We start from the raw sequence: 26,367 nt of genomic DNA, 5'->3' as shown, positions 1-26,367 counted from the left end.
AACCGAATGAAAGCAGGCAGGAACAAAAGATCATGGCCGCAATAAGGAAGTTATCATAACTGGTATGAGTATTAGGAAATTGCTAATCTGGATCACGCCACTTGTGCTGGGAGCATTGGTAGGGTTATATGAAATTCTGCATGGCTTGTTTTATGTGCTTTATGGAACACCAGACCAGAAGCGAGACTATCCACTCGAAATTGTTCTTGGACTGCTAATCATGGCTGTCTGCTTAGGAGGCCACTGGCTAATTAGCCGGATCTCGCATTCCAACACGCGCACAATCTGGATCATTGAATCAATACTGGTAGCCTTAGTCATCTACGGGCTTTACCGTTCATAAGAAAAATCAGAAACCCAAATCAGTTAAGGCATTAACAACAACGTCCCGATCTACCCTCGCTGTTGTCTTAAATCCCCCACAATTGTCAATGCCGCAGATGATAGTTTTGTAAACCATCAATCCAAGAATGTACTTATATGGAAGGCATTGACGATATTATCTCAAAACTTGAATTTGCCCAGATTTGCTGGGTCGTGAAAGATATTCACGCGGCTGCGGATTTCTTTTCTAAAAGCCTTGGCACCCCCACATTTCCTGCACCTGAGCTAGTTCGTGCGCAGGACCTAGGCATGACTTACCTAGGCGAAGTGGTAGCCGCAGAATGGCTTACCACGCAGGCATACAATGGTCTTAATTTCGTAGAACTCGTTCAGCCCTTATCGGGGCAAAGCATGTTTCATGATTATTTGAATCAATATCCAGCAGGCGGAGCACAGCATTTCGCATACAGGCTTTCGGTCAGCGATTTCGAAGAGGTCGTCGGAAAATTTCAGGCAAAAGGATATGAAATCATCAGTGAAGTGGGTCATCCAATTGCGAGAATGGCATTTTTCGATACTTATGAAACAATTGGGGCAGTCACCGAGATCATGGGAATTACTCCCGAAGGGTGGAAGGCGGTTGAACAAATGAAAAACAGTAATTGAAATGGATATCAAATTCGAAGGCGGCATAAACATTGCTGTAAAGATTCCGAAGGCTAAATACGAAGCGACAGTTCATTTCTATCGCGACATTCTCAAACTCATCGTGGAAGAAAAGCCAATCACAAATCCGACGGTTTCGCGAACACACGAGGTTCGCTTCGGTAACAATGTCATGTGGCTGGATTGCGTCGATAATTATACACATTCCGAAACCTGGTTGGAGCTCAATGTGGAGAATGTTCCGGCAGCAACTGAATACCTGAAATCTCACGGTATTTCGACCTGTGACGAACTGGAAGAACTTCCCGACAATATGCATTGGATCACCGATCCCGCAGGCTCAGTCTATATTGTTAAGAACAGAGAGTAATCCGTTGAAACTGCTTGATATTAGGGACCAGTAATCAGAACATAGCAATGAAACTTTCTTCAAAAGCGGACAACATTCTGGAACAAATCAATGGTAATACCAAGCTGGGAGACTTACGGAAAATTGCCAAGGATATTAAGAAAGATCATCAACTGGCTCTTGAACTATGGTCGACCGGGAAATTTTTGCCCAGGCAATTGGCCATTTTAATTATGGACAATAAGCGCATTTCACAAGAATTGATCAATGACCTTGATCGTGATATGCAAACCCATCCATCAATCGAGCGGAATCAATTGATAGACTGGTTAATGGCCAATCAACTTCTCAAAGACAAGAAGATCGCTGCCTTAATAGAACTTTGGGAAAATAGCCCGTCTGCTCTTCAAAGAAGAGTATTCTGGTACCATCAGGCGCGTTTGAGATGGATGGGACAAATGCCCCCTAATAACACGGCGGAATTGCTGGCCAAAATAGAAACCAACATTACCAAAGAAGAACCGGAAGTGCAATGGGCGATGAATTTCACTGCTGGCTGGATAGGCATCTTTGAAAAACAATATCGGGATCGCTGTATTGCCGTCGGCGAGAACACCGGTCTTTATAAAGAAGAAATGGTCTCAAAAGGCTGTACTCCGGATTATCTGCCAGAGTTTATAGCGATTGAAAGCAAAAAACGGAATTTATAGCTGCTGCAAGGTTTCTGAATACGGTGTCGCTATCTACCAGCATATCTGTCGCAAACGCACAGCAGTAATTGTAGTGTCATTGGCGAATTTTGTGCTTCAACAAATAGACAAAATCATGAAACGTCAAATTTTTGGCAGCTTTACCGCTTTGATGGTCTTATTAGTAGCCATTTCATGCGAACGGAAAAGCGAAGAACATTTCAACACAAACAAAGAAAAAATGGACACGACCGAAAGCCTGCCTATAAAACCAAATGAACGTGGCTTTGCCGATGTGAACGGACTCAAAATGTATTACGAAGTCTACGGAGAAGGCAAGCCGCTGATTATGGTACACGGTTCGTTTATGACAATTCCGATGAATTGGGCACAAATTATCCCGATGCTGGCAAAGGATCGGAAGGTGATTGTGGCAGAGATGCAGGCGCACGGACGGACCAAAGATATTCAGCGCGCTTTTACATATGAGAATATGGCCGACGATGTATCGGGGTTAATTTCACATTTAAAGCTGGATAGCGTCGATGTACTGGGTTACAGCATGGGCGCGGGCGTCGGTTTTCAGATGGGCGTCCGGCACCCGGAGCAAGTGCGGCGACTGGTTATTTTATCAGGTGTCTATAAAAATGATGGATGGCTGCCCGAGGTTGAAAAAAGCTTTGAAACCATGAATGCGGAGATGTTTAAAGGCAGCCCCATCCAGCAGCAATATGATAGCCTAGGAAACGATCCGGCTAAATTTTCAGATTTCATAGATAAAGTCATGAGTATTGACCGCAAAGCCTATGATTGGTCGAAAGAGGTCAAAAATATCAAGGCTCCCATCTTCATGGCGATAGGCGATTCTGATGGCATACGTTACGAACATGCGCTGGAATTGTTTCGGGCGAAAGGCGGTGGAAAAATGGGTGATATCAATGGACTGCCCAAATCACGGCTCGCCATTTTGCCCGGGAAAACCCATATTGGTTTGATCTCCCAACCAGACATACTGATCCCAATGGTTAAAAACTTCCTGGATTCCGACCTGAATACAGCTCCGCCGACCTTTTAGGATTGCTCAAGTAGACAAAAGCAGTTAGCATTCCAAACCATAATTCAGCGTTAGCATGAGCAAAATAATCTTTGACAGCGGGATTTCTCTCGATGGCTATTTCGCCGGTGACAACAGAAGTCCGCAAAACCCGATGGGAGGCGCTTCGGGCAAACTTCATCAATGGATGTTCAAACAAAAGGCATTCTGGAAACACATCAAGGTGGAAGGCGGCCAGGAGGATGGTACCGATGGCACATTAATCGACGATGTGTTTGCCCGGACAGGCTCGTACATTATGGGAAAGCGCATGTTCGAGGAAGGCGAAGTGGCCTGGGCGGAAGACCTGTATGAAGCCGACGTATATGTGCTTACGCACGAAAAGCGCGAGCCCTGGATTCATGGAAGTGATACCGTCCGAACTTACCACGCATTTGAGGTACAAGCTGACGAAGAAGTAATTCACTCTGCTACCCTCAGCCCAAAATCAAAACGTTTCTCAACTACCCGACTCAGAATGCCAATCTGCCCGCAGTGATACATGGTGTGTTTGATATTCCAGTCGATTGCCTCAAACTTAGTTTTTGCGATTGGGTGTGGTGTAGGAGTTGGCTCCAAAGGACTGTTAAGTTCCGAAATCGAAACTGATCGCAGGATCTCTATCGACTTTTGCTGCATCATTTTTAGGTTTGCCAAAAGTGTTTCTGAACTAATTTTTCCAATTGCGAGCATGGGGGCCGACGTAGTAAACAAATCGCTGTATTCCCTCATAGGTATCGTTTGCAATATATCCATTTGATGTCCTTTGATTACCATCACGGAATGGAAGTAATGACTGACTATCAGATGTCCAACTTGCCAGTTAACATTCGATTCGATAACATCAGGAATGATTTCCCACTTGTTGAGTGGTATTTCGGCGAAAAGCTTGTTTACCCATTCGTAGGCATCTAAAGTTTGATTTACCAGTATTTCTATCTCGGTCATTTTGAAAAAGATTTGGGGCTGGTCGGTATTCCGCGAGAATCATCTGCATTACAGCCGAATCCCCATTATGATGTGATCAAATCTTCCACTCAGCAGCTCGGCGGGTTTCCCACTGTTATAGGCGACTGTCACTAATTGTTATCACCAATCTCTGGACATACTTTCAAACGAATTAACCTTTGAGAAAAGTAATGATCTTTCCTTTGGACTTAAATTTGAAAACTTCTTATCAAGAACTTCATGTACTTCGAGTACTTCATCGTCATTTGATACAATTATGTGGGCAATATCGCTGTGATTAAAAGTCAGATTCGGGTATTTAGCTTCACCAATTGCTTTCAATGCATTCGTGCGCATGGTATCGTATAAAAATCTGTTACTGGTTGAAGCATTCCATTCATAATGATCAATAATTGAAGCATCCTTGGGAATGTATCGCCATTCCTTCTCATCCTGATAGTTATTGGTAAATTTTTCACTAGGGCCGAATCCTTGTAGTTGAACTCTCTCAATGACCTTGGAATACAAGTAAGTTAAAGGAAATTTATTCCCGTTGTTATCCTCCTTGATGTAACCATCTCCCATGCTCCTCGGTGGTGAATAAATTTCTGCCTGTCTACCATTCTCAAATTGATCATAATTTCCCGGTGCATATTGAATAGCAGAAGCCATCTGTGTTGACAAATCGCTTCCTGGCACCAAGTACAGTATTGGATTAAGGCCATTTTTCTGACCCCATGTTTTTGTAAGTCCAATAGCATAAGCACGTTTTATATTATCTCCTGCATCAAACCCATAAGTTTTTAAATGATCGGAAATAGCCGATAATCTTATATCACAGAAGCATACCATTGGAATATGTTGATACCTGATGCCCTGATAATTTACACCCACATTTCCCGGCGCGAACACCATTCCCAAGCCATCGCTGTTGCCAAAATGGCCAATAATTTGGGGGTTTATTTCTTTGTTGTAAGATATTCGGAAACCCGTTTCCAAAATTCCCTTAATGGCAGGAAGACCGCCAGTAGTGTAGTGAAAAAGTGAGGTGGACCTAATCGGCATAAAGCAATGTCTAGTACAAATTTGCCAATAAAAAAGAAAACACAAAACTAACATTATAGCCTAAATAGCGATAGACCAGGCATATTACTGTTTTTTGTTTTGTAGATTCTTGACTTGAAGATTCTGCGACTCTGTGCCCTTTTTCACGCCGGCCGGACCGGAGAAGCCCACCATTTACGTCAAGCTGCCGGAGAAGCAGGTTTCCATCCAGTCCAGGAATGTTCAACACGGGTGCCGCATTCTATTCCACTGAAGAGTCTTACAAGTATTCGCGGAAGAAGCTGGCACAGATTATTGAAATGTACGAGGCATTGCCGCCGACTTAGTGACCGCAAAGCTTCATTACCTGGTTATATGCGACGTGCGGAACCCTGCCTCGGCATTTGAAATGTACGGGCGAAAGGTGGAGAAGGCTATGAATATGAAAAAGAAAAGTGCCGGGCCGGAAGTGGTTTTTGACGAGGATTTGTTTGCCGCGCTGAATGTGTTCGGATTTTCTCACTAATTCCAGTAACTATCTATCTTTGTTACCACTTATAACCTATCCATCAGTTTTAATCTTTATGAAAATCAGATTTACCATCCTTCTTTCCTTCATCACATCAGTTTGTCTCGCTCAACTAGACACTATTTACCTCGCTAATGAGAAGCTAGCGGTTGAAATCAAAGAAGTCGGTGTCGACGCGGTAAAGTTCACCTACCCAAAAGAAGATATTGCTAACAGCATCTTTAAGAACTCGATCCAAAAGATTGTGTTCAAATCAGGAAGGGTTCAAGTCTTTTCCGAAACCACCAATTTCAAAAAAGTCAATAGTATTAAAGATTGGGAATTGGTGTCCATATCCCAAGTTGAAGGTGAAGTTAAAGGTTTGTATAAACTTGGTGATGTTAGCGCTAAGGCACAGGGCGGCACTACAATGACTGGGATGGAACGCATAAAAGACCGGGCCTTCAAGAAACTAAAAATTCAAGCCGCTATGATGGGTGCGAACATCGTATATATGACGCAGCTAAATTCGGCAGGTGCCCAACATGGGTATTGGGTAAGTAAAGCGGCGGAAACCAGCCTTTCAGGCGTAGCTTATTCAAATATTTTGCCAGAAAAGTCCGGATTTGATAAACTCATTTCCGGAAAGAAGAAGTTTGAAGGCCGAGAAAAAATCACACTTTACAGTAATGCAAAAGACGCTTCTGAAATTTCATTCCGAGGAAATTTTGAGCTTAGTGACGTCGCTGTGGATGGGAAACTGTTCTATGTTATTGGCAAACTAAACAAAGGCAAAGAGATACGATATCGTGTTACAAGGTATGATAATGACTCTTTCACGATTGTCTACGAAGACAAAAATACCTTGTACAACTACGTATTGGCTGCCAACTGAGGATTTAAAAGGAAGGCAACCGGCTTAGAGCCGATTGCCTTTCCATAAAAAGTTAAGCTTTCATCTTTCCAACATCCTGGAAGAAAAATACCAGCCCTTTGAAAGAAACAAACCTGTTGTGACCTCTCGGAGCATAACCGGCTTCCTGGCTGAAAAAGGTGAAGCTCGTATACACATCCCAAAGGTCTTCGATCCAAGTCTCGGCGTCACTTTGGCTGAGAAGATCTTTAACTTTCCGGCCGCAGGCGCGATAGAGACGGTCGGCCGACACCGAGTCTTCGGAATCAATGTCTGAGTGTGGACTATGCGTCAGCAGTTGTGTGTCCATTTTGTTAATGTTAAGAGTGTGGTAAAAATCTTGCATTTTAGTTCTTTGCAAAACACTCACTCTTTCGGACAGTACGCAACACCATCGCCGCGGTAACATACATTGCAATGCATGTAAGATATCCGAGCACTTCCCGGGAGATTTATATAAATTGCCTTTTTTAACCAAACACCCTTTCCACATGGCACATACTACCTCCGATCCGAAGATACATGAAGGCCGTAACTTGAAGCGTTTCAGGGAGATGCTGGCCGTAAAACAGGAAGCGCTCGCTATCGAGCTAGGCGAAGACTGGAACCAGCAAAAAGTTTCTCTCCTAGAACAAAAGGAACAGATCGATTCGGATATTTTGGAACAGGTTGCGGCAATTTTGAAAATTCCAGCAGAAGCGATTCGGAATTTTGATGAACAACAGGCTATCAACATTATATCAAATAACACTTTCGATAATTGTGTTCAACCAGCCTCGGTTTTCAATAATTCTACAATTCACCCGATCGACAAAATGATTCAGCTTCATGATGAGAAGATTGCTTTATATGAGCGGATGTTGAAGGAGAAGGATGAGATGATGGGGCGGTTGGAGAGGTTGATTGGGGGGAAGTAAGGATATGCCAAATTTCGTAACAATTAAATGCAGCAAGAGACTAAGTTGATCTAACTCGATTCATGCTGATTGAGCTCCCAAAGTCGTACTATATGCGATTCCACCGCTATGTGCCGTGGAATTATGTCAAACAACAGCGTTGAGGCTTAAATCTAGTTTGATAATTTTCACAGATTGGACTCGAGCCAGTCGAAAGGATCTCATTGCATTTCTAAGACAGCAATAAGCAGTCAGATATAATACATCTTGCTCCCCAACCCTGACACTTAATACCTGACATTCCCTAATTGCCCTTTCAGTAATCTCTTCATTTCTATTCTTGTACTTAATTCTCAGGTATAAACCTGCATCGGTTGCTTGTTTTATAGCATCAACATATTCTTTTTGAATGTAATCTGGATTACCGGAGAGTGGCTGCGCCGCTAAATTAAATGATGGTAACTCCTGAGAATATGGATTTCTAATAGTAACAAAGGTTGTAACAGAATCGACATCAAATTCCAAAATTTTAGATTTTACATAATCTTCCGCTCTTACATAGTAGCGTCCATTCCGATAAATAAGAGCAATAGGCCGAATGATCGTTTTCACATAGTGAGATTTATAATACATTGAATAAGATTCAATGATTGCTCTGCTAACCTCCTCTAGGGCTTGGGTAGGGACAATGTCCACTACCTCCAATGCCTCAATTGGAATATCTGCCACAGCAAATCGATCGCCGGACGAATCATAGAATCGACATTTCACAAGTGACTTGGAAGCAACACTCAAAATTTCACCAGATTTCTTGTCAATTGAAGGACGAGGCTCCTTGGAGCCGACTACTTCAGTAACTTGCAAAATCGGCGATGTAAAAGACAGGAGAGCAGACACATGTACTGAACCACTTCCATCACGTAAATTATAATCATCAAAACTCTGAGACGACTTCTTTTTAAATGTTTCAAGAGTTAGAGTTCTAAAAAACACAGAATCACCTCGTTGCAAGAATGCGGGACATACAGAATTACCACGTGCTTCTATTAAATGAAGTTCATCCTCAAAAAACAGACCGTCAGAGAACTTCTGAGATTTCGATGAGAACCAAAGACATTTATACTTTATGGAATTTTCAACCTTTTTGCGTGATATAAAAGCTTCAACTATAACCATGAGAGGTGGTAGCATTGTTGCATCGCCACTTATGATCGAGTTTAAAAGTGTAGTAGTGTAGGGATGTGCATTTAGGGAAATTATGTCACCAAGAGCATATTTATTAAACGACATTGTACAATAGTTATGACGTACGAATTCCTGGTCCAGCAAGAATATACGCTAACATAACTATTATTATAATTAAAAGCATTGCAACTACTATCAAATATTCCGATATCAAATATATGATTATTGATTTAGTACAAAATGATGTAGATTTGTAAAGGCTCTGCTGCCTGAGGACGACAGACATTTGGAATTGGTCGAAAAGTGCCAACTTCTATTTAGAATTGGACTCACTGATTATTTGAAATAGAATAACAGGCGGGAGATTGTATTGAATTTGCTCTTCTTGACCCGTTAAGAGCTTCACCATTCCTCCTACAATCGATTGTAGGATAAACAGTGAGTGAGCTATTATCTCTTCAAGGATGCAATTCATGCACACTTCTAATATACGAATTATTATTTGAATAAGCAATATCATGGTAAATGTTGTTGTGAGTTTACTTGTTAATTTAAGTATTGAATTGAAATATATTGCGTGACTCAGTTATTGGGTACTGACCATTGCGAAAGCAAGTATGTTTGTCAAGCAAAGTCCGTTACGCCGGGCATGCAGAGCCTTTTTATGATAGATCTTTATAAAGATAGACCGTCTTGGTTACGAAGTAGAGGATACATACATATTACGCCAAAGCTTAATGTTGGCAAAAATATTTACAAAATATACTCGCAAGTTACCAGTCCTCTGTATGTTGAAAAACATGCGTTCTTTCCCCTTGTTCATTCCGTCATAAAAGAGAGAAAGTTTAAAAAATCTCCAATTTTTCCAAAAATCCGGGGACATGCTCACTTAATTAAAGGTGAAGTAAAGCGAAGCGCCAAATTAAGGCCACTTCATTATTCCACACACATTGACTCTTTAATATTCGGTTACTACGCCTCGGTTCTCCAGGAACTTTACGAAAATGAATTAACAAAATTTCCGGGATTGAGTGAGTGTATAACCGCCTACCGAAAAATTCCAATTGACCCATCTGATCTGTTAAGCAAAGGAAAAAGTACTATCCACTTTGCAAACGAGGCATTCAAAGAAATCACGGAGAGAGCAAATAACGGGTGTTCTGTCTTGATGTTTGACATCAAAAGCTTTTTTAACGAAATCGACCATGATGAATTAAAGAAAAGCTGGCGCAACTTATTAGACGTGCCTAGGCTTAACGCTGCTCATTATAATGTTTTCAAAGCATCAACTGACATACGATATATATTGAAGGACGAGTTACGCGAAAGTTGGACAAGAGGAAAAAAGAAGACTGGATTTGATGAAAAAAAACTAGCAAGCATTAGAAAGAATACTGGACGAGAAGCTTTTTATGAATCAACCAGCGCGTTGAAAGACGCAATACGTCGAAAAGAAATTAGAGTGTACAAAAATCCATTTAGAAAGGACGGAAAAACCGTTGGAATTCCGCAAGGGTTGCCAATAAGTGCTGTTTTAGCAAATCTCTATTTACTCAACTTCGACAAAAGCATTCTACAAAACATCGTTACAAAGCTTAACGGATTTTATCGTCGATATTCTGATGATATAATGATAATTTGCCAGCCAGAACACAAGAAAGAGGTTACGGATTTTGTAACAAATTCTATCATGGCGAGCCTAGTTGAAATTAGTACGGCAAAAACCGAGGAATACCTATTTAGAAAAATTACAATCAGTCCTACCAAAGAAAGGATATCCTGTATACATATTAGTGAAGATAAATGTACAATAGACAAACCGTTGGCCTATTTGGGCTTTGAATTCTATGGATACATGACACTTGTAAAATCTGCTAATTTGGCTAAGTTTTATCGAAGAATGATCTTTTCAGTTAAAAGGAAATGTCGAAGAGCTAAGAAGATACAAATTTCGAGTGATAGTGAAAAGCCAGTAATTTTCCGTCGTCGGCTTCGACGAAAATATAGCCAACTAAATCTTCGGAAAGCTGACGAAACTATACGAGGAACTAGACTAAGAAAGGATATTGACTCCTCCTTCTCATTTGTAAAGTATGAACAAGACAAGGAGCATAATACTAACTATTTTTCCTACATCAATAAAGCAAGTTTAATTCTTGATGAACCGGCAATCAAAGATCAGTTGAAAAAGCATAACACAATATTTAATCAAGCACAAAGTCGACACTTACGCGACAAGGATAAAAGTATGCTATGAGTTAATATGAAATAGATCAGTTTAACTAATGACTGCCAGTGAGGTTAAACTCACTCGCTAATCTCAAATTCTCAGTAGCCTAACCTGACAAGTTACACACAGCGATGATTTTATATGCCAGGATAATCCCTGTTCCACTGGCTTTCAAAGCTGCTGCAAAAACAATCCTTACATCAGCATTTGCGCCTGAAATCCCACCTTTGGAAACTTCAAAAATACCTGGCACGCGGCTGGCATTGTTCAATAGCAATATCTTGAACTCTTCAATAAATTCAAGTCTGTCAGGGTTCCAGCTTTGCATCAGCACATTGTATGCATCTGTCGACGATGCTATTTTAGGATGCTGAGTGCCTGCACTTTGGTTTTGTAGATCAGCTCAATTTCTGCTACCTGATACAAGTTTGAGACATTCGCGAAGCTTTCCATAATTATCTTGATTTTGAAGTGATTGAATGAATTATGGCGCTTCATTCTGGCACTGGTCAAGTTAGTAGTGGAAGCAACGGAATAAAGGAAGGCCGGTGGGCAGACAGGCATTCATGCCGGGCTACGCGCCCCGGTGTTTATGCCGGAATTTCCACTACGCCCCGCAGCCCCCGTGCCTAACTTTGTGGCATCATTGATACAAGAAACTCTGTCGGACATTTGAGCATTCTTCATGAATTTTGGTGAGGCTTGTCACAATTTCGTTTTATATATGATTGATAATCATTGGGGTACAATGGTAGCGGCATGGGTACAAGAAAAAGTTGTACTTGAAGAGCCTTGGTTTTGAGTGTTGTTTTGTCAGGTAATCGATGCAGCAGCAACCTTAAAACAACACGAGTTATGGCAACGCATTTATCCTGGACAGGCTACTTTCTTGCAGTGGGTGCCGCAGTGGTGATCTACTATGTAACCATCAGCATCCGATATTACCGGCGGGACATCAGGGCACTGCTCAATTCAAAATCCCGGTTCTGGGAGCGGCCAGAAAAGCCGCCGCCAATAAGCAAACCACATGCAAGTCAGCCGGAAGAAACCGCTGAACCTGTTGAAGTAAAAAAGCAACCCTGTCAAAATGAAGCCTTGTTTGCCAAGGTGGAAGAGCTCAGCTCTCAGCTGAGAACCAGCATCAGAGAAGCATACCAAAAAGGTTACGAAAAGCGGGATCTGATTTTCCTGATCCAAATATTGATCAAAGATTTTTCTGCCGTCAAAGGCACGCCGTTCCGTGAGGCGATCAACAATATGACCACTTCGGAATCTGCAAAATGTGGCTTCATCAACCTCAGTGCTGTAGGGCTAGAGGAGTTGTGGAAGGAGGTTTAATGATGAGCCCGCTCTCCTGCGCTCCCGGGCCTTCGGGCTTGAATTCGTCCCTTTGCTTTTGTTAGACGTTGAAAGATTTGAGAGATTTAGCATCACATAAAACACCCGTAAATCATTTATCTACGGGCGTTTTGATGTTTTGAAACTTGTTGAAGTGGAGATGCAGGGAGTCGAACCCTAACAGTAACCGATTTATTTTCAAATACTTACAATCCCATGAAATGCAGCAGTCCCGAATTTGCCTCTCAATTTGAAAGTTACATTTAGAACATCTTTTCTCTTGTTCAAAGATACGATCTTCAAGCGTTTCCAGCAAATGTCGGTACAGTTACACTCCAAATATTACCTCAGTCAAAATACAGGTATCTACGTGAGATATAATGCTGCATTGGAGATTAGCAAACAACTCATCACATCCATGAATTCGTTCTTGCTGGCTAATCGTTACAAAGGACCGTAAAGTTAAGTATGAAAATGCCTGTTTGAATAATATGTCAGACCCGTGTTGGTAAGTTCATCAGTCCAAATCTTTCGTTTCTTTATGTTAATCCGGGCGTGCATCCAACATCTTCCCATGGAATTCAGTTTCAAAGCTCAGATTTCTCGAAGCATCAAAACTACAAGTTTGTCTGCCATTCGTTCGTAATCGAGATACCTACAAATCACTGATAGTACAGTTTAAGGTCAATTCGCCTAGTATACAGTAATTAGATTTCATGAACTACTAATCTGTACCAATTGTCTGGTGTTTTTGGTCAACTTGTAACGGCATGGCAGTCGAATGCCGGAGTACGGAAAAACCACCGATTAATTTCATAGGATTTTGGCATAAACAAAATCTATAAAGTATACTACTGTATTAAATAGCAATCCGCATTTTGCAATAATTTCATTTTTATAAAGTTGTCCACTTTCTCCCTACATGTGTTTTTTATGTTTTGAAGTTGGATGAAAAATTTATGATAATGTTCAGTAATTCTTCAAATTATGGCACGAGCCATAATCCGTTCAAACACCAAATAATAATGCTATATTACAACCTGAGTGTTTAGAAATTTTAAATGCCCCCAGGTTGATAAACTACGTTAACGCGGCAAGTTGGTGTAAGAAATGGATGACCCTGTACAAATTTTATATTTTGAAACCGATCCAACGGATGCGCAACGTATCAGGGAGATTTTAACATATGATAGCATTAACTATCAACTGTTGGTGGTTGTTTCACAGGCGGGGTTCAAAACTGCGTTAGAAGACTTATCTGTAAACATTATCCTCGCAGGCCATCCAATTTCCTCTTTTAGTTGCCAAGAAGCATTACATGCTTGTGGTAAGTATAGTAAAAGGATTCCAATGATAATAATTGCATCGGAGTTGTCCGAGGAGTCGGCCATTGAGCTGGTCAGCAAAGGCGCGGATGACTATATTCTTAAAGATCGGCTAGGCAGGCTCCCTATTGCTATCCGCCTGGCATTGAAGAACTCTCAACACGAGCAAGAGAAGCAGGCCTTTATAGATGGGTTGGCCGTTAGCGAAAAAAAAGCGGCGGACCTTTTATCGAATCAAAACGGCACAGCACTCAGGGAGAAGGCTTTTCAGGCTAACTTGTTAGATACCATCGGACAGGCCGCCATTGCCACGGACCTGAAAGGTCAAGTCATTTTTTGGAACAAGGCTGCCGAGCAAATTTATGGGTGGACTGCTCATGAAGCAATGCATGCCAATATCATGAACCTAATCCCCTCTATCGAATCCCGGGATAACGCCAGAGAAATAATGGCTGTCCTGAAAGCAGGTCGGGCATGGACGGGTGAATTCAAGGCCCAGCATAAAAACGGAAGGCATTTTCCTGCTGCAATTACCAATTCGCCTATTTATGATCAGCACCAGAAAATAACAGGTATCATTGGCATTTCCTCTGATATTACGGATAAAAAGGCGCTTGAAGAACGGCTGGACAGTACATCAATACTTGCTAAGATTGGGATATATGATACCGATCTGGTGAACAACCGGATATTTTGGTCCAATATGACCAGGCAGATCCACGACGTAGGGCCAGACTATATTCCCACTGTTGATCACGCACTGAGTTTTTTCAAGGAAGGGTTCTCACGCAACGCCGTTACCGAAGCTTACCAGCAGGCCAGGGAAGATAGCACAGCCTTTGATCTTGAAGTGCAGATGGTCACTGCCGAAGGGAATCTCGGTGGATCCGCATCATCGGACAGTCGGAGTGCATTCAGGGTGTATGTCTCCGTATTTACGGAAGTTTACAGGATATAACCAATATTAAAACCGCCGAACTTGAAGTACGGAGATTGTACGAAGAAAAGAATATTATTCTTGAAAGTATCGGCGATGCGTTTTTTGCGATAGACCAGAACTGGACTATCAGTTACTGGAACAAAACGGCGGAAAAAGTATTAGGCAAAACAAAAGCCCAAACCGTGGGCTACCACCTATGGGATGTATTTTCTGATGCTATTGGCTCTCAGTCGAACATCATGTATCAGCAAGCCATTGACACCCAAAGGGCCGTTCATTTCGAAGATTTTTATTTACCATTGGGAAAATGGTACGAAGTAAGCGCTTATCCGTCGACAAACGTACTTTCAGTCTATTTCAAGGACATTACAGAACGAAAGCAGACGGTATTAGCCCTAGAAGAATCAGAGCGGAATTACGGTGAGCTCTTTAATTTGAGCCCATTGCCCATGTGGGTTTTCGATTCGGAAACACTGCAATTCCTGGACGTGAATGAAGCTGCAATAAGCGTTTACGGATATAGCCTGATTGAGTTCCGGAACATGACAATTAAGGATATCTTCTTTCGCCAAGACTCTGGAAGCATGCAGATGGTCATGGAAAATGAAAAGGCAAATGTGCCGGGTTTGTTTATCCATGAAATGTTCACACATAGGAAAAAAGATGGCTCGCTGATGTGGGTTGAAACCCGCAGTAACATGCTCAGCTATCACGGTAAAGCTACAAAAATTGTCATCGCAACAGATATGACCGAAAGGTACAATTACATCCATGCGATTGAAGAGCAAAATGCAAAACTTCAAGAAATAGCACAGATACAATCACATGTTGTAAGGGCTCCCCTTGCCAGGATTATGGGGCTTGTTCCGATGATCACAGACGCAGACACCTACATTGACGAACGGCAAACGTTGCTTGATTATCTGCTTATTGCAGCAAACGAACTTGACGACGCAATCAAGAAGATTTCCGGCAAAACCAAAAACATTCCGGACGGGACATCTATATTGTAGCTACCACTTATTAACCATAAGTGTAAGACAGCCGGACGTGATCTGCTGATAAGCGCAAATTACAAACCAGCTACTTATACTAGATGACAGGACATCTTATAATAATTTGCTATACTCCAGATTAACAATTCACCTCATTCTCTTAAATAAACGGACGTTGATATACGCCCTTTGCTAATTTAGTTTTCAGACAAGCTGTCTAAATTATTATTCTCGCAATCGTTTACTGACACTATCCATTTTAGTCACTTTCGGTGTAGCAAAATTCGCTATCGATCAAAGAAATGTGATCAATGCATACAGCTCATCTGTAAATGGTTTTTTGTGAAGCGGAATTCTCTTGATGAATTATTTGACACTATCATAATAATTATGCAATACTGGAAAAGATGTGCGCTGCCCAGTTAATTTATAAGTTTCTATTGAAAAATTATTGGCTATAAAAAATCGCTTTGATTGGCAAAGAACACTACCGTTTGAGCAATGTAGGCCTATTTGGAAAACAAATGCTCCGCACCTGTCAGAGTAAGGAGCATTGCAAAGTCAGCTTTCACAAAAAAGAATATTGAATTTTCGAAAACTGTGCCGTTTCACAGAATCCGATTGCTCGTAATTTACACACCGTATCAATTGCGCTTGTGCTCGTTGATGTGGAAAGCAGAAAGACTGGGGATTGATAGGCAAAGGATTGACGGATTTTTTGCAGCGATTCCAAGCCGTTTTTCAAAGGCATATTCATGTTCAGGAAAACCATAGTGGGCTGTGCTGGATAGAGCTTATCAAGTGATTGTATCAGCCCATCGCCCTTTTTAGAAACATGCACCTGGCAATTGATACCAGTGAATTTATAATCATCCCTTTTTACGCCATGGCGTTCAACACTTAGTGTGTAAAGCAACAAACCAAGTTTAACACAAATATTTGTATTTCAATACATTACAAACAATGGCATAGTTGTTTTAGTAAATACAAGGACATTCAAAATTAATATGCGCGATGAAATTAACTTCACCCAGCAGCAGTTGGTGTTCGCGCTTAAAGCCAATCAGCGAACTGCATTTGAGTATTTTTATGATTATTCCTCCCCTGGGCTGTATGGTATTATTTGCAACATAATCCCGGACCAAATAATAGCCCAACAAGTTCTGCATGAGACTTTCATCGAATTCTGGCAAAATATACGTTCGTATGATAGTAAGAGCGGGTCGGTTTTTAATTGGGCACTCCGCATTGCACGACAGAAAGCAATGGATCGAGCTAAGATATCGCAGCTTGGCGATTGAACATTCTTGTGATATGCTCCACAGATATAATTTATAACTCAACATAGATTGCGATAATACAAAGCGCATTGTCAATTTGTCACATTCTTTGATCCCTGATAATAAATGGCTAGACTAGTATATCGGTGGTTAAATTATCAGATCGAGCACCATTGGTTTACTAAGATCTGCTATGTAAATTATTCTGACATTGCTCGGACGGTAAAACAGACCGCTGCTAAATTTGGGTTGGCTTACCTTGAAAAGCTGATACTACTGATTGCCTTAGAGGCCCATATAGTTGGTCTGAAACGTTTTGGAACACAGGTTTTAGGAAGCGATTCTATAAATATGCCTGATCATAACCCGACATTCAGGAATGAGCAGGCATACTGCGACGGAGATTAATCTTAGATTAAACTCCTGCTTGTTCTTTCTGGTTATCAATTGCATCCAGCAGTTTCTGGAAAGGCTCGGTGAACTTGTCTATTCCCTCATTTTCGAGCTGGACAGCCACAGCTTCCATATCAATCCCGCCGACCTTTATTTTTTCCAAAATAGATGCTGCTTTGTCCAAGTTTTCTTCCAGGCGGCTTGCCGGATTGCCGTGGTCGCGAAATGCTTCCAACGTTTGCAGCGGAATGGTATTGACCGTGTCTGGTCCGATGAGTGCTTCCACATACCGGGTGTCTTTGAAAGCAGGATCCTTACTGCTGGTACTCGCCCACAGCAACCGCTGCGCGACTGCACCTTTTTCAGCTAACTTTTTCCAACGCTCAGAGCTGAACAGTCTTTTGTAGATCTGGTAGGCTGTTTTCGCAGATGCAATGGCAACTTGCCCGCACAGATCGCTCAGCGCATTTTTTTCTAAAAACGGATCTACTAAGATGTCGATACGGCTCAAAAAGAAGCTGGCAACAGAAGAAATTTGGTTAATGGGCAGGCCCTGTTGATCCCTTTTTTCCAGTCCTGAAATATAATGCTTCCACGACTGCTTCATAACGTTTAAGGCTGAAAAGCAAGGTAACATTCACATTAATTCCCTCGCTGATGGCTGTCCCGATGGCAATAATGCCAGCGGTCAATGAAATCCAACCAGATGCTCTGGCCAAAATCATGTATTTGTTTTACCTTATTATTGTCCATATTCAAATCTGTTTTTAGAGTATTAAATGCGAGTATTCATTCTTCGTCAATCGTGCCGGAAACTGACCGCAATGCGGTTGCCAAAGCTGCCAGCAGTGACGGCATTTCTCCTTCTGCGCCGATTTCCGGCGCGATCAATAAAACATTTTCAGCGATTGCGGTCAATTGACCAGTAATGCTTTCCGAATTATCAGGATCCGTTTGAATCAAATTTTTCAGCTCTTGCAGTTGTGCGGCAATATCAGCCGTAGTTTCACTTTCGGAAAGTAGCAGAATCCACTGATCAGTGATTGCTATTGCAGGCCCGGTCATAACCGTCGCATCGCTACCCATCAACATACTAATCGTATTTTCCATTAATTCTGTTGTATCAGCAAGGCTTTTCATAATCTTTATTGTTTTGGCCGAAATGGCCGGTTGAGATCAAGCATTCGTTAACTACCACATTTGTGTTGGTCACAGTGAGAGATTTATAGAGGCAATGCTTCGGTAAGTTTATGGCGGAGTAATCGATGTTGTCAGCCTATCGCACCTGCCAGTTCTTGTCAAATTTGTTGTTGACTTTCCTGGTAAGGCCCATGGTGCTGTTTGAGAAAATCCTTTTTTGAATCTCTGTAAGTACTTACAGCACCAATCCGGTGCATAAACTTAATATAGTACCAGGCCAAATCAATCTGATGCGGTTGAAAGCCGCTGCGTGCACTCTTAGGGTACAAGTGATGGTTGTTATGCCATTCACCAGCGACGATGCCCGGCCAGATTTGATTAATAGAATTGTCTTTTTTGTTAAAGTCTACACCATCCACTTGCACCTTTTTGCCTTTTCCATGTCCCTCATAGTTAAAGGTCCGCACCCCTACAGCCCAGAAACCTGCGGCACCAAAAAGACAGCATGCCAGTGCATGCCCCCCTGCCAGATAAAAAGCTCCGTACCAAAACGACCAATTGATCGCCCATGCTGCCAGCGCACGCCCAGGATTAACATAAGATCCCCATTTGAGGTATTGTGCGTAGCTGTTGGCTTTTACACCTGTATGTTTCATCAACAGTTTAACACGGTTGTAGTCTGCCGAGCTCAAATCTTTGGCAATAGGCTGATGGTTGACATCGGCCAGAAAACAATATAGAAACCCAGCCTGCGCATTATAAGGATCGCCAGGCTGGTCTGATTTGGCATGGTGAACGTGATGGGAGACCACATAGATCTCTTCGGGAATCATGCTCACGGTTAAGTTCTGCGTAGCAAAGCGCCAGAACTTGCTGCTAAACTTATACGCCCCATGGGTACAATATCTGTGATGCCAGATTGTGCCATGCGTTCCCATAATGATCATACTGTATATGAATGCTGCGGCTAGTAAAGGCAAGCTAAAAAACTCAAATATAAATAGCATCAACAGGGGCACCATGCACAGTACTTTTACCCAACTCATTAGCGGGAGCCAGTTTCGGCGGTCTGTGAAGACATTCAGCCTTCTAAAAAACTCCTCGAAGATCTGACTTGCCTTTGGTTTGATTAGCTCACCCGCTTGGTCAGACCACCCGTATGATGGGGCTTGTAATACGTTGTCTATAAATGCCATAAATTAGTAATTAGTGCCGGATCTGTTGAAAGTAGGCTTACCTAGCAATTATCGATCCATCAGCACTTCTTACAGCAAACTTTTATTGATTTCCCAGACAGGCAGCAAAAAAGCTGCACGCGAGATTGAAGCACCTTTAAACCAAATTACGTTGCTCACCCATGGCATGTTCAAACCATATGTGTGCTTCACTTGACAGGGGAAACAAGCTAGACTTGTAACCAATTTTACACCGCTAATATCACTACTTTCTTGTGTGAATGTTATCCCGTTCTCAGAGATCGGACGCCAAGAGTGGGAGCCATTTTTAATAGCAGGTTGCAAATCGATAAGTAATTGCAGGCCGGTCATTTCAGCAGGATTTTCCTAAAATTCCTTCCAAAATTTCTGTATTTCAGTCCCGGTATCGCCTGGTAGCCATTCGGTGCCATTCATTGTTTCCATTGTTGTAATATTCATTCCAGTACCTTCCCTACATTTTTTCACTATTGAGCATTTTTGATATAGTTGGGTGATTCACATTCGTGCCAGTACTCTACAATTTTTACTATCATTTTTTTTAATCTATCATAATTACTGGGTTTGATAAAGAATCCTTGAATCGACCTGGAATACGCATCGATGACATACTTTTGTTCGGCACTTGTAGAAAAGAAAAGATATGGGATGGATTTTAATCTCAAGTCTTCATTATTATGAATTTTCTCATATAATTCCATCCCATTTAATTTGGGCATGTTTATGTCAGAAAGGACAAGAAAAGGTTCAATATCTATATTTGTCAGGTACTCCAAGGCTTGTACACCATCCCCAAAGAAGACCAGCTCATTCTTATAATTCAATTCGTTGAAGATTTCCGACAGGATATCCTGATCGTCCATGTCATCTTCTATAATTACAATAGGTCCTTTTTTATTCATAACCCCTTACTATTCTGATGTTTGATTAAATACTGGAAAAAAGTGTGTATAACCTAGTAATTTTTGATCTACCATGGCACTAAGCAAAGTGGGTTACATTCGTTTATGACATAATCAACGTTCTAGCAAATATTACATCTATTAATCGCCATAAGCTTCAATCATACCTACCTAACACTTTCTCAACTGATATAATATTGCTGGTAACAAAGAACTCTAACCATTTTTGCTTGTAAGTTCATCGATCAATAAGATAAGTTCTTTCACATCAACCGGCTTAATAAGGTGGCTATCAAAGCCCGCATTTTGGGCTAGCTGCTTGTCTTCCTGCTGACCATAGCCTGTCAGGGCAATCAGCGGAATGTTTTTGCCCCAGGGCTGCTGGCGGATCATTTTTGCTGTTTGATAGCCATCCATCTCTGGCATGCCAATGTCGCATAGGATTACGGCTGGCATTATTGTTTCGGCCGCTCTAATCCCTTCCAAGCCACTTTTACGACTCTCTACCTCAAACCCTTTTAACTGTAAAAGTAGTGTAACCAGTATGGTAGCATCGACGTTATCATCAATAACCAGGACCCGCTGCCCGCGCAGCTGCTGGCCACTGCTAATACCAGTTATACCTTTGGCGCTTGATGGTCTATCTTCCATCGGCAAGTAGATCAAAAACTCGCTTCCCTGGGCTAATCCATTGCTGCGCGCCTCTACATGCCCGCCGTGCATCTTTACCAGGCGCTGCACCAGGGTAAGACCGATGCCTAATCCCCCCTGCGAACGGGCCAGCGAATTGTCAGCTTGTACAAATAGATCAAAAATCGAGCTAAGCTGCTCTTTTGTAAGTCCAATTCCGTTATCTGCAACCCGGATCAATGCATGACCCTCTTGCTTGGTCAAACTTATCCAAACCTGTCCCTGCTCACCTGTATAGCGAAGGCCATTTGTCAAAAGATTAGTGACTACCTGGCTTAACCGTGTGATATCGCCTTGGACGTATAGACGTTCTGTAAAAGGTGTCAGGTGCAATTGCTTGCCCACCGATGCATACTGGCCACCAATCGCCATAACCGCATCAGATACCAGCCTCCCCAGTTCAATATACTCCTTTTTAAGCTCTATTTTATTTTGGGTAATGCGGCTTACATCAAGCAGATCATCCACTAATCGCACCAGGTGGTTTACCTGGCGCTCCATTAAAGTAACGGTCTGCTCTGTAACGGGATCTGTACCTACGCCCGTCAGGGACAGCACCGACAACCCGTTTCGTATTGTAGACATGGGGTTTCTTAGCTCATGGGCCAACATGGCCAGGAACTCGTCCTTGCGCCGGTCAGCCTGCTGCAGTGCACTTTCAGCCGATTTCAGTTCATCTATATCCGTAATGATGGTGACTTGACCGGTAACCTTGCCGTGGTTGTTAACCAGAGGCACTGCTGCCACATGCGTCCATATCACACTGCCATCCTCCTGTCGATATTGCATTTCAACGGGTGGAAGTACCCGCTCTCCACGAAGGGCCCGGGCACCAGGGAAATTACTACGCTCTAGGCGGGTACCATCTGCATTATACGCAAGCCAGCGATCATGACGGGTTTCATCCATGGAGGGCATAAGTCCATTGGGTAGATAGCGGTCCATCACCTTGTTGGCAATTACAACCTTGCCGTCATGGTCAAATTCTCCAACCGCCACAGGCAAACTTTGGAAAATAGCAGCCAGGCGGGCCTGGCTTGCCTGCAGGGTTTGCTGGGTTTTCTTTCTATCCATGATGTCATTAAACAAAACAGCAACCTGGTTTTGACCAGCCGGGCCAATAGGGAATGCATAAACATCATAGAAGTACCCTAAGGCGGCCGCCTCATGCTCGAAACGGGCCGGCTGGCCTGTCTTGGCAATACGCCCATAGGTTTCATACCAGAACTCTTCATGGGCTGGGGCCAGCTCTCGCATCGTCTTCCCGACAACACCAACGAGCCCGGTCTGCCGGACAAGTGCAGGGTTGGCTTGCAAAACAATGTAATCGATCGCCTTTCCTTGCTGATCAAAGAGTACTTCAATGACACAAAAGCCTTCGTCAATTGAATCGAACAAAATTTGGTATTGCAATTCAGATTCGCGCTGAGCCTGCTGGGAGTGCTTGATACCGGTTATATCACTGGCAGTTCCAAACCATCCAATGATCTGACCCCGGTGGTCAAGCTTGGGGATCGCGCGCGAGAATGTCCAGCCTATGTCCCCTCCAGCCAAAATGACACGGTGCTCTAACTCAAAAGGTGCCTTGCTATCGATCGCTTTGTTGATAGCCTCCTGTACAAAGGGATGGTCTTCTACTGGTATATATTTTTGCAACCAGCTGGAGCTCTTTGTTGCTGTATCCAAAAGAAATGACTTATCTACCAAATGGTGTATCTGCTGCCAGTCAGGGCTCATCTGGTATACTGCATCCGAGGTTGACGTCACAAAAGCACGAAAGCGTTCTTCGGATTCACTAAGGGCTTGTTCTGCCTGGCGGCGGGCAGTAATGTCATACATGACCCCACTCATTAGGACAGGCTGGTCATCCACTTTCTCCATCACACGCCCGTAGCCACTCATCCAGTGGGTAGAACCATCTTGTAGCACGGCGCAAAACTCCGCATCAAATAACTCGTCCTTATCAAGGGCTGCTTGCAGCTGGGCACCTATGCGCTCACGGTCATCAGGGTGAACGTGCCCAAAGAACAGCTCGGGTTTGACTGGCCCGCTTTGGGGTTCGAGACCAAATATCCTGAAATGCTCTTCGTTCCAATAAATCTGGTTGGTATCCAATTGCCACTCCCAGGTCGCCATATCGGCAGCTTCCGTGGCAAGCCTTAGACGCTTCTCCGCCTGTCGCAAGGCTTCTTCATCCTGCATGCGTTCGAGTCGTGCCCAGATGCGTTCGGCAAGCTCACGCATCAAATTAATTTCATCCTCACGCCAGTGACGGGGTGCTTTATCCATCACTGTCATACAAAAGTGACAACGTCCCTGCCGCGGTAATGGAATGTTAACAAGTGAGACGACATTCATCTCTGTCATTAATTGTTCATTGGCGCCAGAATCCAAATCAGTATTACCAATAACATGCATCTTACCTTCACCACAAGCCTGGTGGAAATCTTTTGTCAAAAAAAGTTCGACCGGGTATATGCCCCGCATACTCAATAAGTTTGGCTGATGCCAATCATATTCTACGGTAATGCCCTGCTTGCCTACCTGGCTGAAGGCGATTCTAGAATTCCCGAAATGGTTAGCAATTTTGCTACCAAGTACTTCCATCGTTTTGTCGGCATTATCTAAATTGGCCAGCTCTTGGCTTACATCGGCTAAGAGGGTCTGATGCATTTGATGACGCCTATTTTCAGTAACATCTTTGAATATGACCGCTAACTGCCTGTTTGCACCTTGCTCAACACGAAATGCAAATAGCTCAATAATGCGGTCAATACTTTTTATATCCAGGATGGTACGTACCGATTGGCCAGTTTGCCAGACCTCCTCGTAAAGGGCATAAGCTTCATGGGGAGCTTTTGGGAAGGCTTCCCTGATCGTTTTACCAACTACTGCTCCCACCCCTGTATGTTTGGAAAAGGCCTGGTTGGCTTCCATGTAGCGAAAATCTATTTGATTGGTGTCAACACGTTCTAATAAGCAGAAACCTTCATCAATTGAGTTAAATAGCGTACGGTACCGCTGTTCTGCCTGTCTTCGCTCAGTAACATCACTAGCTGCCCCCAACCATTGATGGATGTCGCCTGCATCATTAAAAATGGGGATAGCCCGGGAAAAAATCCAGCCCACAGATCCGTCCCGACGAAAAACCTGGTGTTCAGCTTCGAAGGGCGTCTTTCCCTCGATGGACTGTTGAATGATTGCCTGGACGCGCTCGCGCTCAGTCTGCGGAATGTATTCTTCCAGCCAGTTTCCTTTGGGCGAAGCGGTGTTGGTCAAGTAATCTTTTCCTATCAACTGGACCATCTGCCGCCAGTCAGGGCTCATCATGTAAACGATTTCTGAGGTAGCTGCAACTAAGTGGGCAAACCGCTGTTCACTATCTGCATATGCCTGCTTATCATCTTTCTTCTCTTGTACCTGGCGTGTTGTTTCCAGTACCGTCACCAAGATACCACCAACTTCACCTGAATCTAAAAATATCGGGCTATATGCGAGGGTGAACAGAGCGTCTTGCAAGTGACCGGAACGATTAATCGGGTATAGTGCGTCATCAAAACGAAAGGATTCACCCTGCCACACCCGCTTGTAAATGGGCTCATTGATATGCCATACCTCAGGCCAGCACTGCTGGGTGGGCTGGCCAAGTCCTAATGGGTGTTTATCGTCCATCAGCTCTCGGTAGCCATCATTATATATTTGAATTAGCTCTTTTCCCCAGAGAATGACGGCGGGAAAAGGGGAAGCTAATACTAATTGAACCGATGCTCGAAGGAATTGTGGCCAATGCCTGCTGGCCCTTAAAACAGTATGTGACCAGTCAAACGCCCGACAAACGGCGCGCATTTCGCCTGGTCCTTGAAAAAGCTTATCTGAATCATTGTTGGCAACATTTCCCATAAAGTCGCTGTTGTAAAGGCGGGGACTGAACAAGAAACTGGCACCAAAACAATTATCCTACATGGCAGGCATAATAGCAAATGGTTTATTACTCATAAAGTAGCCCATGTTGTCTACCGACGTGATTGTTAAATGATTAAAGTGATCTTAAATTTTTGTGCCAACTATCTTTATTTTAATAAATTGATGTACCAAACAGTAAATTGCGGGATTGTCCAGCAAACCATCCAAAGTGATTGTTTGCAAAATAATTCACTGCGCCAAGTTGTATTGCTTTCCAGAATACATCTGTTTCTGTCATGTACTGATTACAACTTTGCCATCGTAAACAAAAAGTCAAGAACTGTACTTTCGTCCTTTGATTATAAAAACAAAGTATAGATTAAACCTGATAGAAAGATTTAATCTTGTATTCAAGAAAACTACACCTTTTCACCAGGTAAAGTAGCAAGTTCCCAGTATTCGCATATAGCCCGAAGCTGATTTTTCAAGGCTTCGTAAGTAGTGGCTTTTACATAAAAGCCTTGAACCAGTGACATGTATGCATCATCGACATCCTTAGGATTTACTGATTCAGAAAGAAATATAAATGGGATTGTCCTTCGCTTCAAATTGTCATCAGCATTAATAACTTCCTTTAATTCTAGACCGGTCATTTGCGGAAGGTACAAATCGCATAGTATTATAAAGGGCCTTTCCTTGCAGCTATTAAGATAATCAATTAGCGCCTGTCCATTGTCAAAGTTGATCACTTTGCTAGTTCGACCAATTGATTCGAGCGCATCTTTGACCAGGTACCGGTCATCTTCATCTCCCCCTACATATAGAATTGGTCCGTTTTCCATTTAGCGTTTACTAATCAATTGTAAAATCCTGCCAGAGTGCATGAGAAAACAACTTTCTGTTAAGGTCCGTCAACATTTCAAGCTCCTGGTTTCATTCTACGCACAGGGTTCCCATGCAAATTGATTTGCTCGGGAACAGAAGTAAGTCTCAAGAATTACCCGACGTTTTTGAGATTAGTTAAGTGGGTGTGCCCTGAGCAGTTCCCTTGTCATCAGCAAGCAGGATTGCTTTAATCCGGTCAATATGTACCTGGGACAGTTCTGCCCTTTCGAGCGCCGATCTCTTGATTGCCCCGGACTGTTCCTTAGCAAACGTGGTCAAAAGATTTCTCCTTTCTTCAAACATCCGAAGGGCTGTCCACATCGTCTCTTCGATCTTTAAGGTCTGCTCGGCGATCAAGGCTTGCGCAGTATAGGCATGACCTGTGTGACAGCGGTAGCGTGTCAAGGGGCCTTTGTCCACTTTCCATAGCACGCCACCACAGCCCGGGCAATTGAAAGGCACCTGGTCGCCTAGCGAATTGACGGCTGGCAAATCGCTAAGTACGCGTTTGGCAATT

27 protein-coding genes and 1 pseudogene are annotated in these 26,367 nt (G+C 42.9%); 15 read left to right on the top strand and 13 right to left on the bottom strand.

Annotated features, from left to right (window positions below; all coding sequences use genetic code 11):
* The first annotated feature begins 64 nt into the window (after positions 1-64).
* The 6 genes from L0659_RS07960 (at position 65) to L0659_RS07935 (ending at position 3,620) form a co-directional block, all read left to right on the top strand.
* Positions 65-343 carry a hypothetical protein gene (locus L0659_RS07960; protein WP_235125293.1) on the top strand — a complete coding sequence of 93 codons (279 nt, stop codon included), beginning with the start codon at positions 65-67 and terminating at the stop codon, positions 341-343.
* A 137-nt stretch (positions 344-480) separates the two neighbouring features.
* Complete coding sequence (locus tag L0659_RS07955; protein ID WP_235125292.1) at positions 481-990, top strand: VOC family protein; 510 nt, start codon at positions 481-483, stop codon at positions 988-990.
* A 1-nt stretch (position 991) separates the two neighbouring features.
* A complete protein-coding gene (locus L0659_RS07950; RefSeq protein ID WP_235125291.1) occupies positions 992-1,360 on the top strand; it encodes a hypothetical protein in 369 nt (122 codons plus the stop codon).
* A 47-nt stretch (positions 1,361-1,407) separates the two neighbouring features.
* Positions 1,408-2,049, top strand: a complete 642-nt coding sequence (locus tag L0659_RS07945; protein WP_235125290.1) for a DNA alkylation repair protein — start codon at positions 1,408-1,410, stop codon at positions 2,047-2,049.
* Positions 2,024-3,103: an alpha/beta fold hydrolase gene (locus L0659_RS07940; protein ID WP_235125289.1), complete on the top strand. Its 1,080-nt coding sequence runs from the start codon at positions 2,024-2,026 to the stop codon at positions 3,101-3,103. Before L0659_RS07945 ends, L0659_RS07940 begins: the two co-directional genes overlap by 26 nt.
* 55 nt (positions 3,104-3,158) lie before the next feature.
* Positions 3,159-3,620, top strand: coding sequence for a hypothetical protein (locus tag L0659_RS07935; protein WP_235125288.1), 462 nt, complete (start codon positions 3,159-3,161; stop codon positions 3,618-3,620).
* On the opposite strand, the gene L0659_RS07930 is transcribed toward L0659_RS07935, so the two are convergent.
* Positions 3,545-4,069: a DinB family protein gene (locus L0659_RS07930; protein ID WP_235125287.1), complete on the bottom strand. Its 525-nt coding sequence runs from the start codon at positions 4,067-4,069 to the stop codon at positions 3,545-3,547. The genes L0659_RS07935 and L0659_RS07930 overlap by 76 nt on opposite strands.
* 141 nt (positions 4,070-4,210) lie before the next feature.
* Positions 4,211-5,134 carry an abortive infection system antitoxin AbiGi family protein gene (locus tag L0659_RS07925; protein WP_235125286.1) on the bottom strand — a complete coding sequence of 308 codons (924 nt, stop codon included), beginning with the start codon at positions 5,132-5,134 and terminating at the stop codon, positions 4,211-4,213.
* 325 nt (positions 5,135-5,459) lie between these two features.
* Here L0659_RS07925 and L0659_RS07920 point away from each other — a divergent pair, with 325 nt between their 5' ends.
* Positions 5,460-5,639, top strand: coding sequence for a hypothetical protein (locus tag L0659_RS07920; RefSeq protein ID WP_235125284.1), 180 nt, complete (start codon positions 5,460-5,462; stop codon positions 5,637-5,639).
* Between the two features lie 58 nt (positions 5,640-5,697).
* The gene (locus tag L0659_RS07915) at positions 5,698-6,516 is read left to right on the top strand and encodes a hypothetical protein (protein ID WP_235125283.1); all 819 of its coding nucleotides are present in this window, start codon (positions 5,698-5,700) and stop codon (positions 6,514-6,516) included.
* 52 nt (positions 6,517-6,568) lie between these two features.
* On the opposite strand, the gene L0659_RS07910 is transcribed toward L0659_RS07915, so the two are convergent.
* Positions 6,569-6,844, bottom strand: coding sequence for a hypothetical protein (locus L0659_RS07910; RefSeq protein ID WP_235125282.1), 276 nt, complete (start codon positions 6,842-6,844; stop codon positions 6,569-6,571).
* Between the two features lie 181 nt (positions 6,845-7,025).
* Here L0659_RS07910 and L0659_RS07905 point away from each other — a divergent pair, with 181 nt between their 5' ends.
* Positions 7,026-7,451 carry a helix-turn-helix transcriptional regulator gene (locus L0659_RS07905; RefSeq protein ID WP_235125281.1) on the top strand — a complete coding sequence of 142 codons (426 nt, stop codon included), beginning with the start codon at positions 7,026-7,028 and terminating at the stop codon, positions 7,449-7,451.
* Positions 7,452-7,577: 126 nt separating this feature from the next.
* Here the strand turns inward: L0659_RS07905 and L0659_RS07900 are convergent, their stop codons facing one another.
* Positions 7,578-8,720 carry a WYL domain-containing protein gene (locus L0659_RS07900; RefSeq protein ID WP_235125280.1) on the bottom strand — a complete coding sequence of 381 codons (1,143 nt, stop codon included), beginning with the start codon at positions 8,718-8,720 and terminating at the stop codon, positions 7,578-7,580.
* 544 nt (positions 8,721-9,264) lie between these two features.
* Between L0659_RS07900 and L0659_RS07895 the strand changes: the two genes are divergently transcribed.
* On the top strand, positions 9,265-10,872 hold the full coding sequence (locus tag L0659_RS07895; protein ID WP_235125279.1) for a reverse transcriptase domain-containing protein: 1,608 nt from the start codon (positions 9,265-9,267) through the stop codon (positions 10,870-10,872).
* Between the two features lie 79 nt (positions 10,873-10,951).
* On the opposite strand, the gene L0659_RS07890 is transcribed toward L0659_RS07895, so the two are convergent.
* On the bottom strand, positions 10,952-11,173 hold the full coding sequence (locus tag L0659_RS07890) for a JAB domain-containing protein (RefSeq protein ID WP_235125278.1): 222 nt from the start codon (positions 11,171-11,173) through the stop codon (positions 10,952-10,954).
* A 527-nt stretch (positions 11,174-11,700) separates the two neighbouring features.
* On the opposite strand from L0659_RS07890, the gene L0659_RS07885 reads away from it, so the two are divergent.
* From L0659_RS07885 to L0659_RS07870, 5 genes are all read left to right on the top strand, one after another.
* Complete coding sequence (locus tag L0659_RS07885) at positions 11,701-12,183, top strand: hypothetical protein (RefSeq protein WP_235125277.1); 483 nt, start codon at positions 11,701-11,703, stop codon at positions 12,181-12,183.
* Between the two features lie 1,110 nt (positions 12,184-13,293).
* The gene (locus L0659_RS07880) at positions 13,294-14,466 is read left to right on the top strand and encodes a PAS domain S-box protein (protein ID WP_235125276.1); all 1,173 of its coding nucleotides are present in this window, start codon (positions 13,294-13,296) and stop codon (positions 14,464-14,466) included.
* Between the two features lie 35 nt (positions 14,467-14,501).
* Entirely contained in the window at positions 14,502-15,461 is a 960-nt protein-coding gene (locus L0659_RS07875; RefSeq protein ID WP_235125275.1) for a PAS domain-containing protein, read from the top strand.
* 989 nt (positions 15,462-16,450) lie between these two features.
* Positions 16,451-16,744: an RNA polymerase sigma factor gene (locus tag L0659_RS26510; RefSeq protein ID WP_409018839.1), complete on the top strand. Its 294-nt coding sequence runs from the start codon at positions 16,451-16,453 to the stop codon at positions 16,742-16,744.
* A gap of 105 nt (positions 16,745-16,849) precedes the next feature.
* Entirely contained in the window at positions 16,850-17,131 is a 282-nt protein-coding gene (locus L0659_RS07870) for a hypothetical protein (protein ID WP_235125274.1), read from the top strand.
* 7 nt (positions 17,132-17,138) lie between these two features.
* Here L0659_RS07870 and L0659_RS07865 read toward each other — a convergent pair whose 3' ends face one another.
* From L0659_RS07865 to L0659_RS07835, 8 genes and pseudogenes are all read right to left on the bottom strand, one after another.
* A complete protein-coding gene (locus L0659_RS07865) occupies positions 17,139-17,723 on the bottom strand; it encodes a transaldolase family protein (RefSeq protein WP_255727067.1) in 585 nt (194 codons plus the stop codon).
* Positions 17,656-17,841 carry a transaldolase family protein gene (locus tag L0659_RS26305; RefSeq protein WP_255727066.1) on the bottom strand — a complete coding sequence of 62 codons (186 nt, stop codon included), beginning with the start codon at positions 17,839-17,841 and terminating at the stop codon, positions 17,656-17,658. The genes L0659_RS07865 and L0659_RS26305 overlap by 68 nt, the downstream gene beginning before the upstream one ends.
* 64 nt (positions 17,842-17,905) lie before the next feature.
* Complete coding sequence (locus L0659_RS07860; protein ID WP_235125273.1) at positions 17,906-18,256, bottom strand: hypothetical protein; 351 nt, start codon at positions 18,254-18,256, stop codon at positions 17,906-17,908.
* A 158-nt stretch (positions 18,257-18,414) separates the two neighbouring features.
* Positions 18,415-19,452, bottom strand: a complete 1,038-nt coding sequence (locus L0659_RS07855; protein ID WP_235125272.1) for a fatty acid desaturase — start codon at positions 19,450-19,452, stop codon at positions 18,415-18,417.
* A gap of 485 nt (positions 19,453-19,937) precedes the next feature.
* On the bottom strand, positions 19,938-20,372 hold the full coding sequence (locus tag L0659_RS07850; protein ID WP_235125271.1) for a response regulator: 435 nt from the start codon (positions 20,370-20,372) through the stop codon (positions 19,938-19,940).
* Between the two features lie 216 nt (positions 20,373-20,588).
* Positions 20,589-24,962 (bottom strand): PAS domain S-box protein, encoded by a 4,374-nt coding sequence (locus L0659_RS07845; RefSeq protein ID WP_235125269.1) that lies wholly within the window; start codon positions 24,960-24,962, stop codon positions 20,589-20,591.
* A 422-nt stretch (positions 24,963-25,384) separates the two neighbouring features.
* The gene (locus L0659_RS07840; protein WP_235125267.1) at positions 25,385-25,807 is read right to left on the bottom strand and encodes a response regulator; all 423 of its coding nucleotides are present in this window, start codon (positions 25,805-25,807) and stop codon (positions 25,385-25,387) included.
* 178 nt (positions 25,808-25,985) lie between these two features.
* Positions 25,986-26,367 (bottom strand): annotated as a pseudogene (locus L0659_RS07835) (hypothetical protein); the annotation flags it as partial.

This window comes from Dyadobacter sp. CY347, assembly GCF_021502655.1.
GTDB lineage: Bacteria > Bacteroidota > Bacteroidia > Cytophagales > Spirosomataceae > Dyadobacter.
This window is presented reverse-complemented; position numbering and strand designations above follow the sequence as displayed.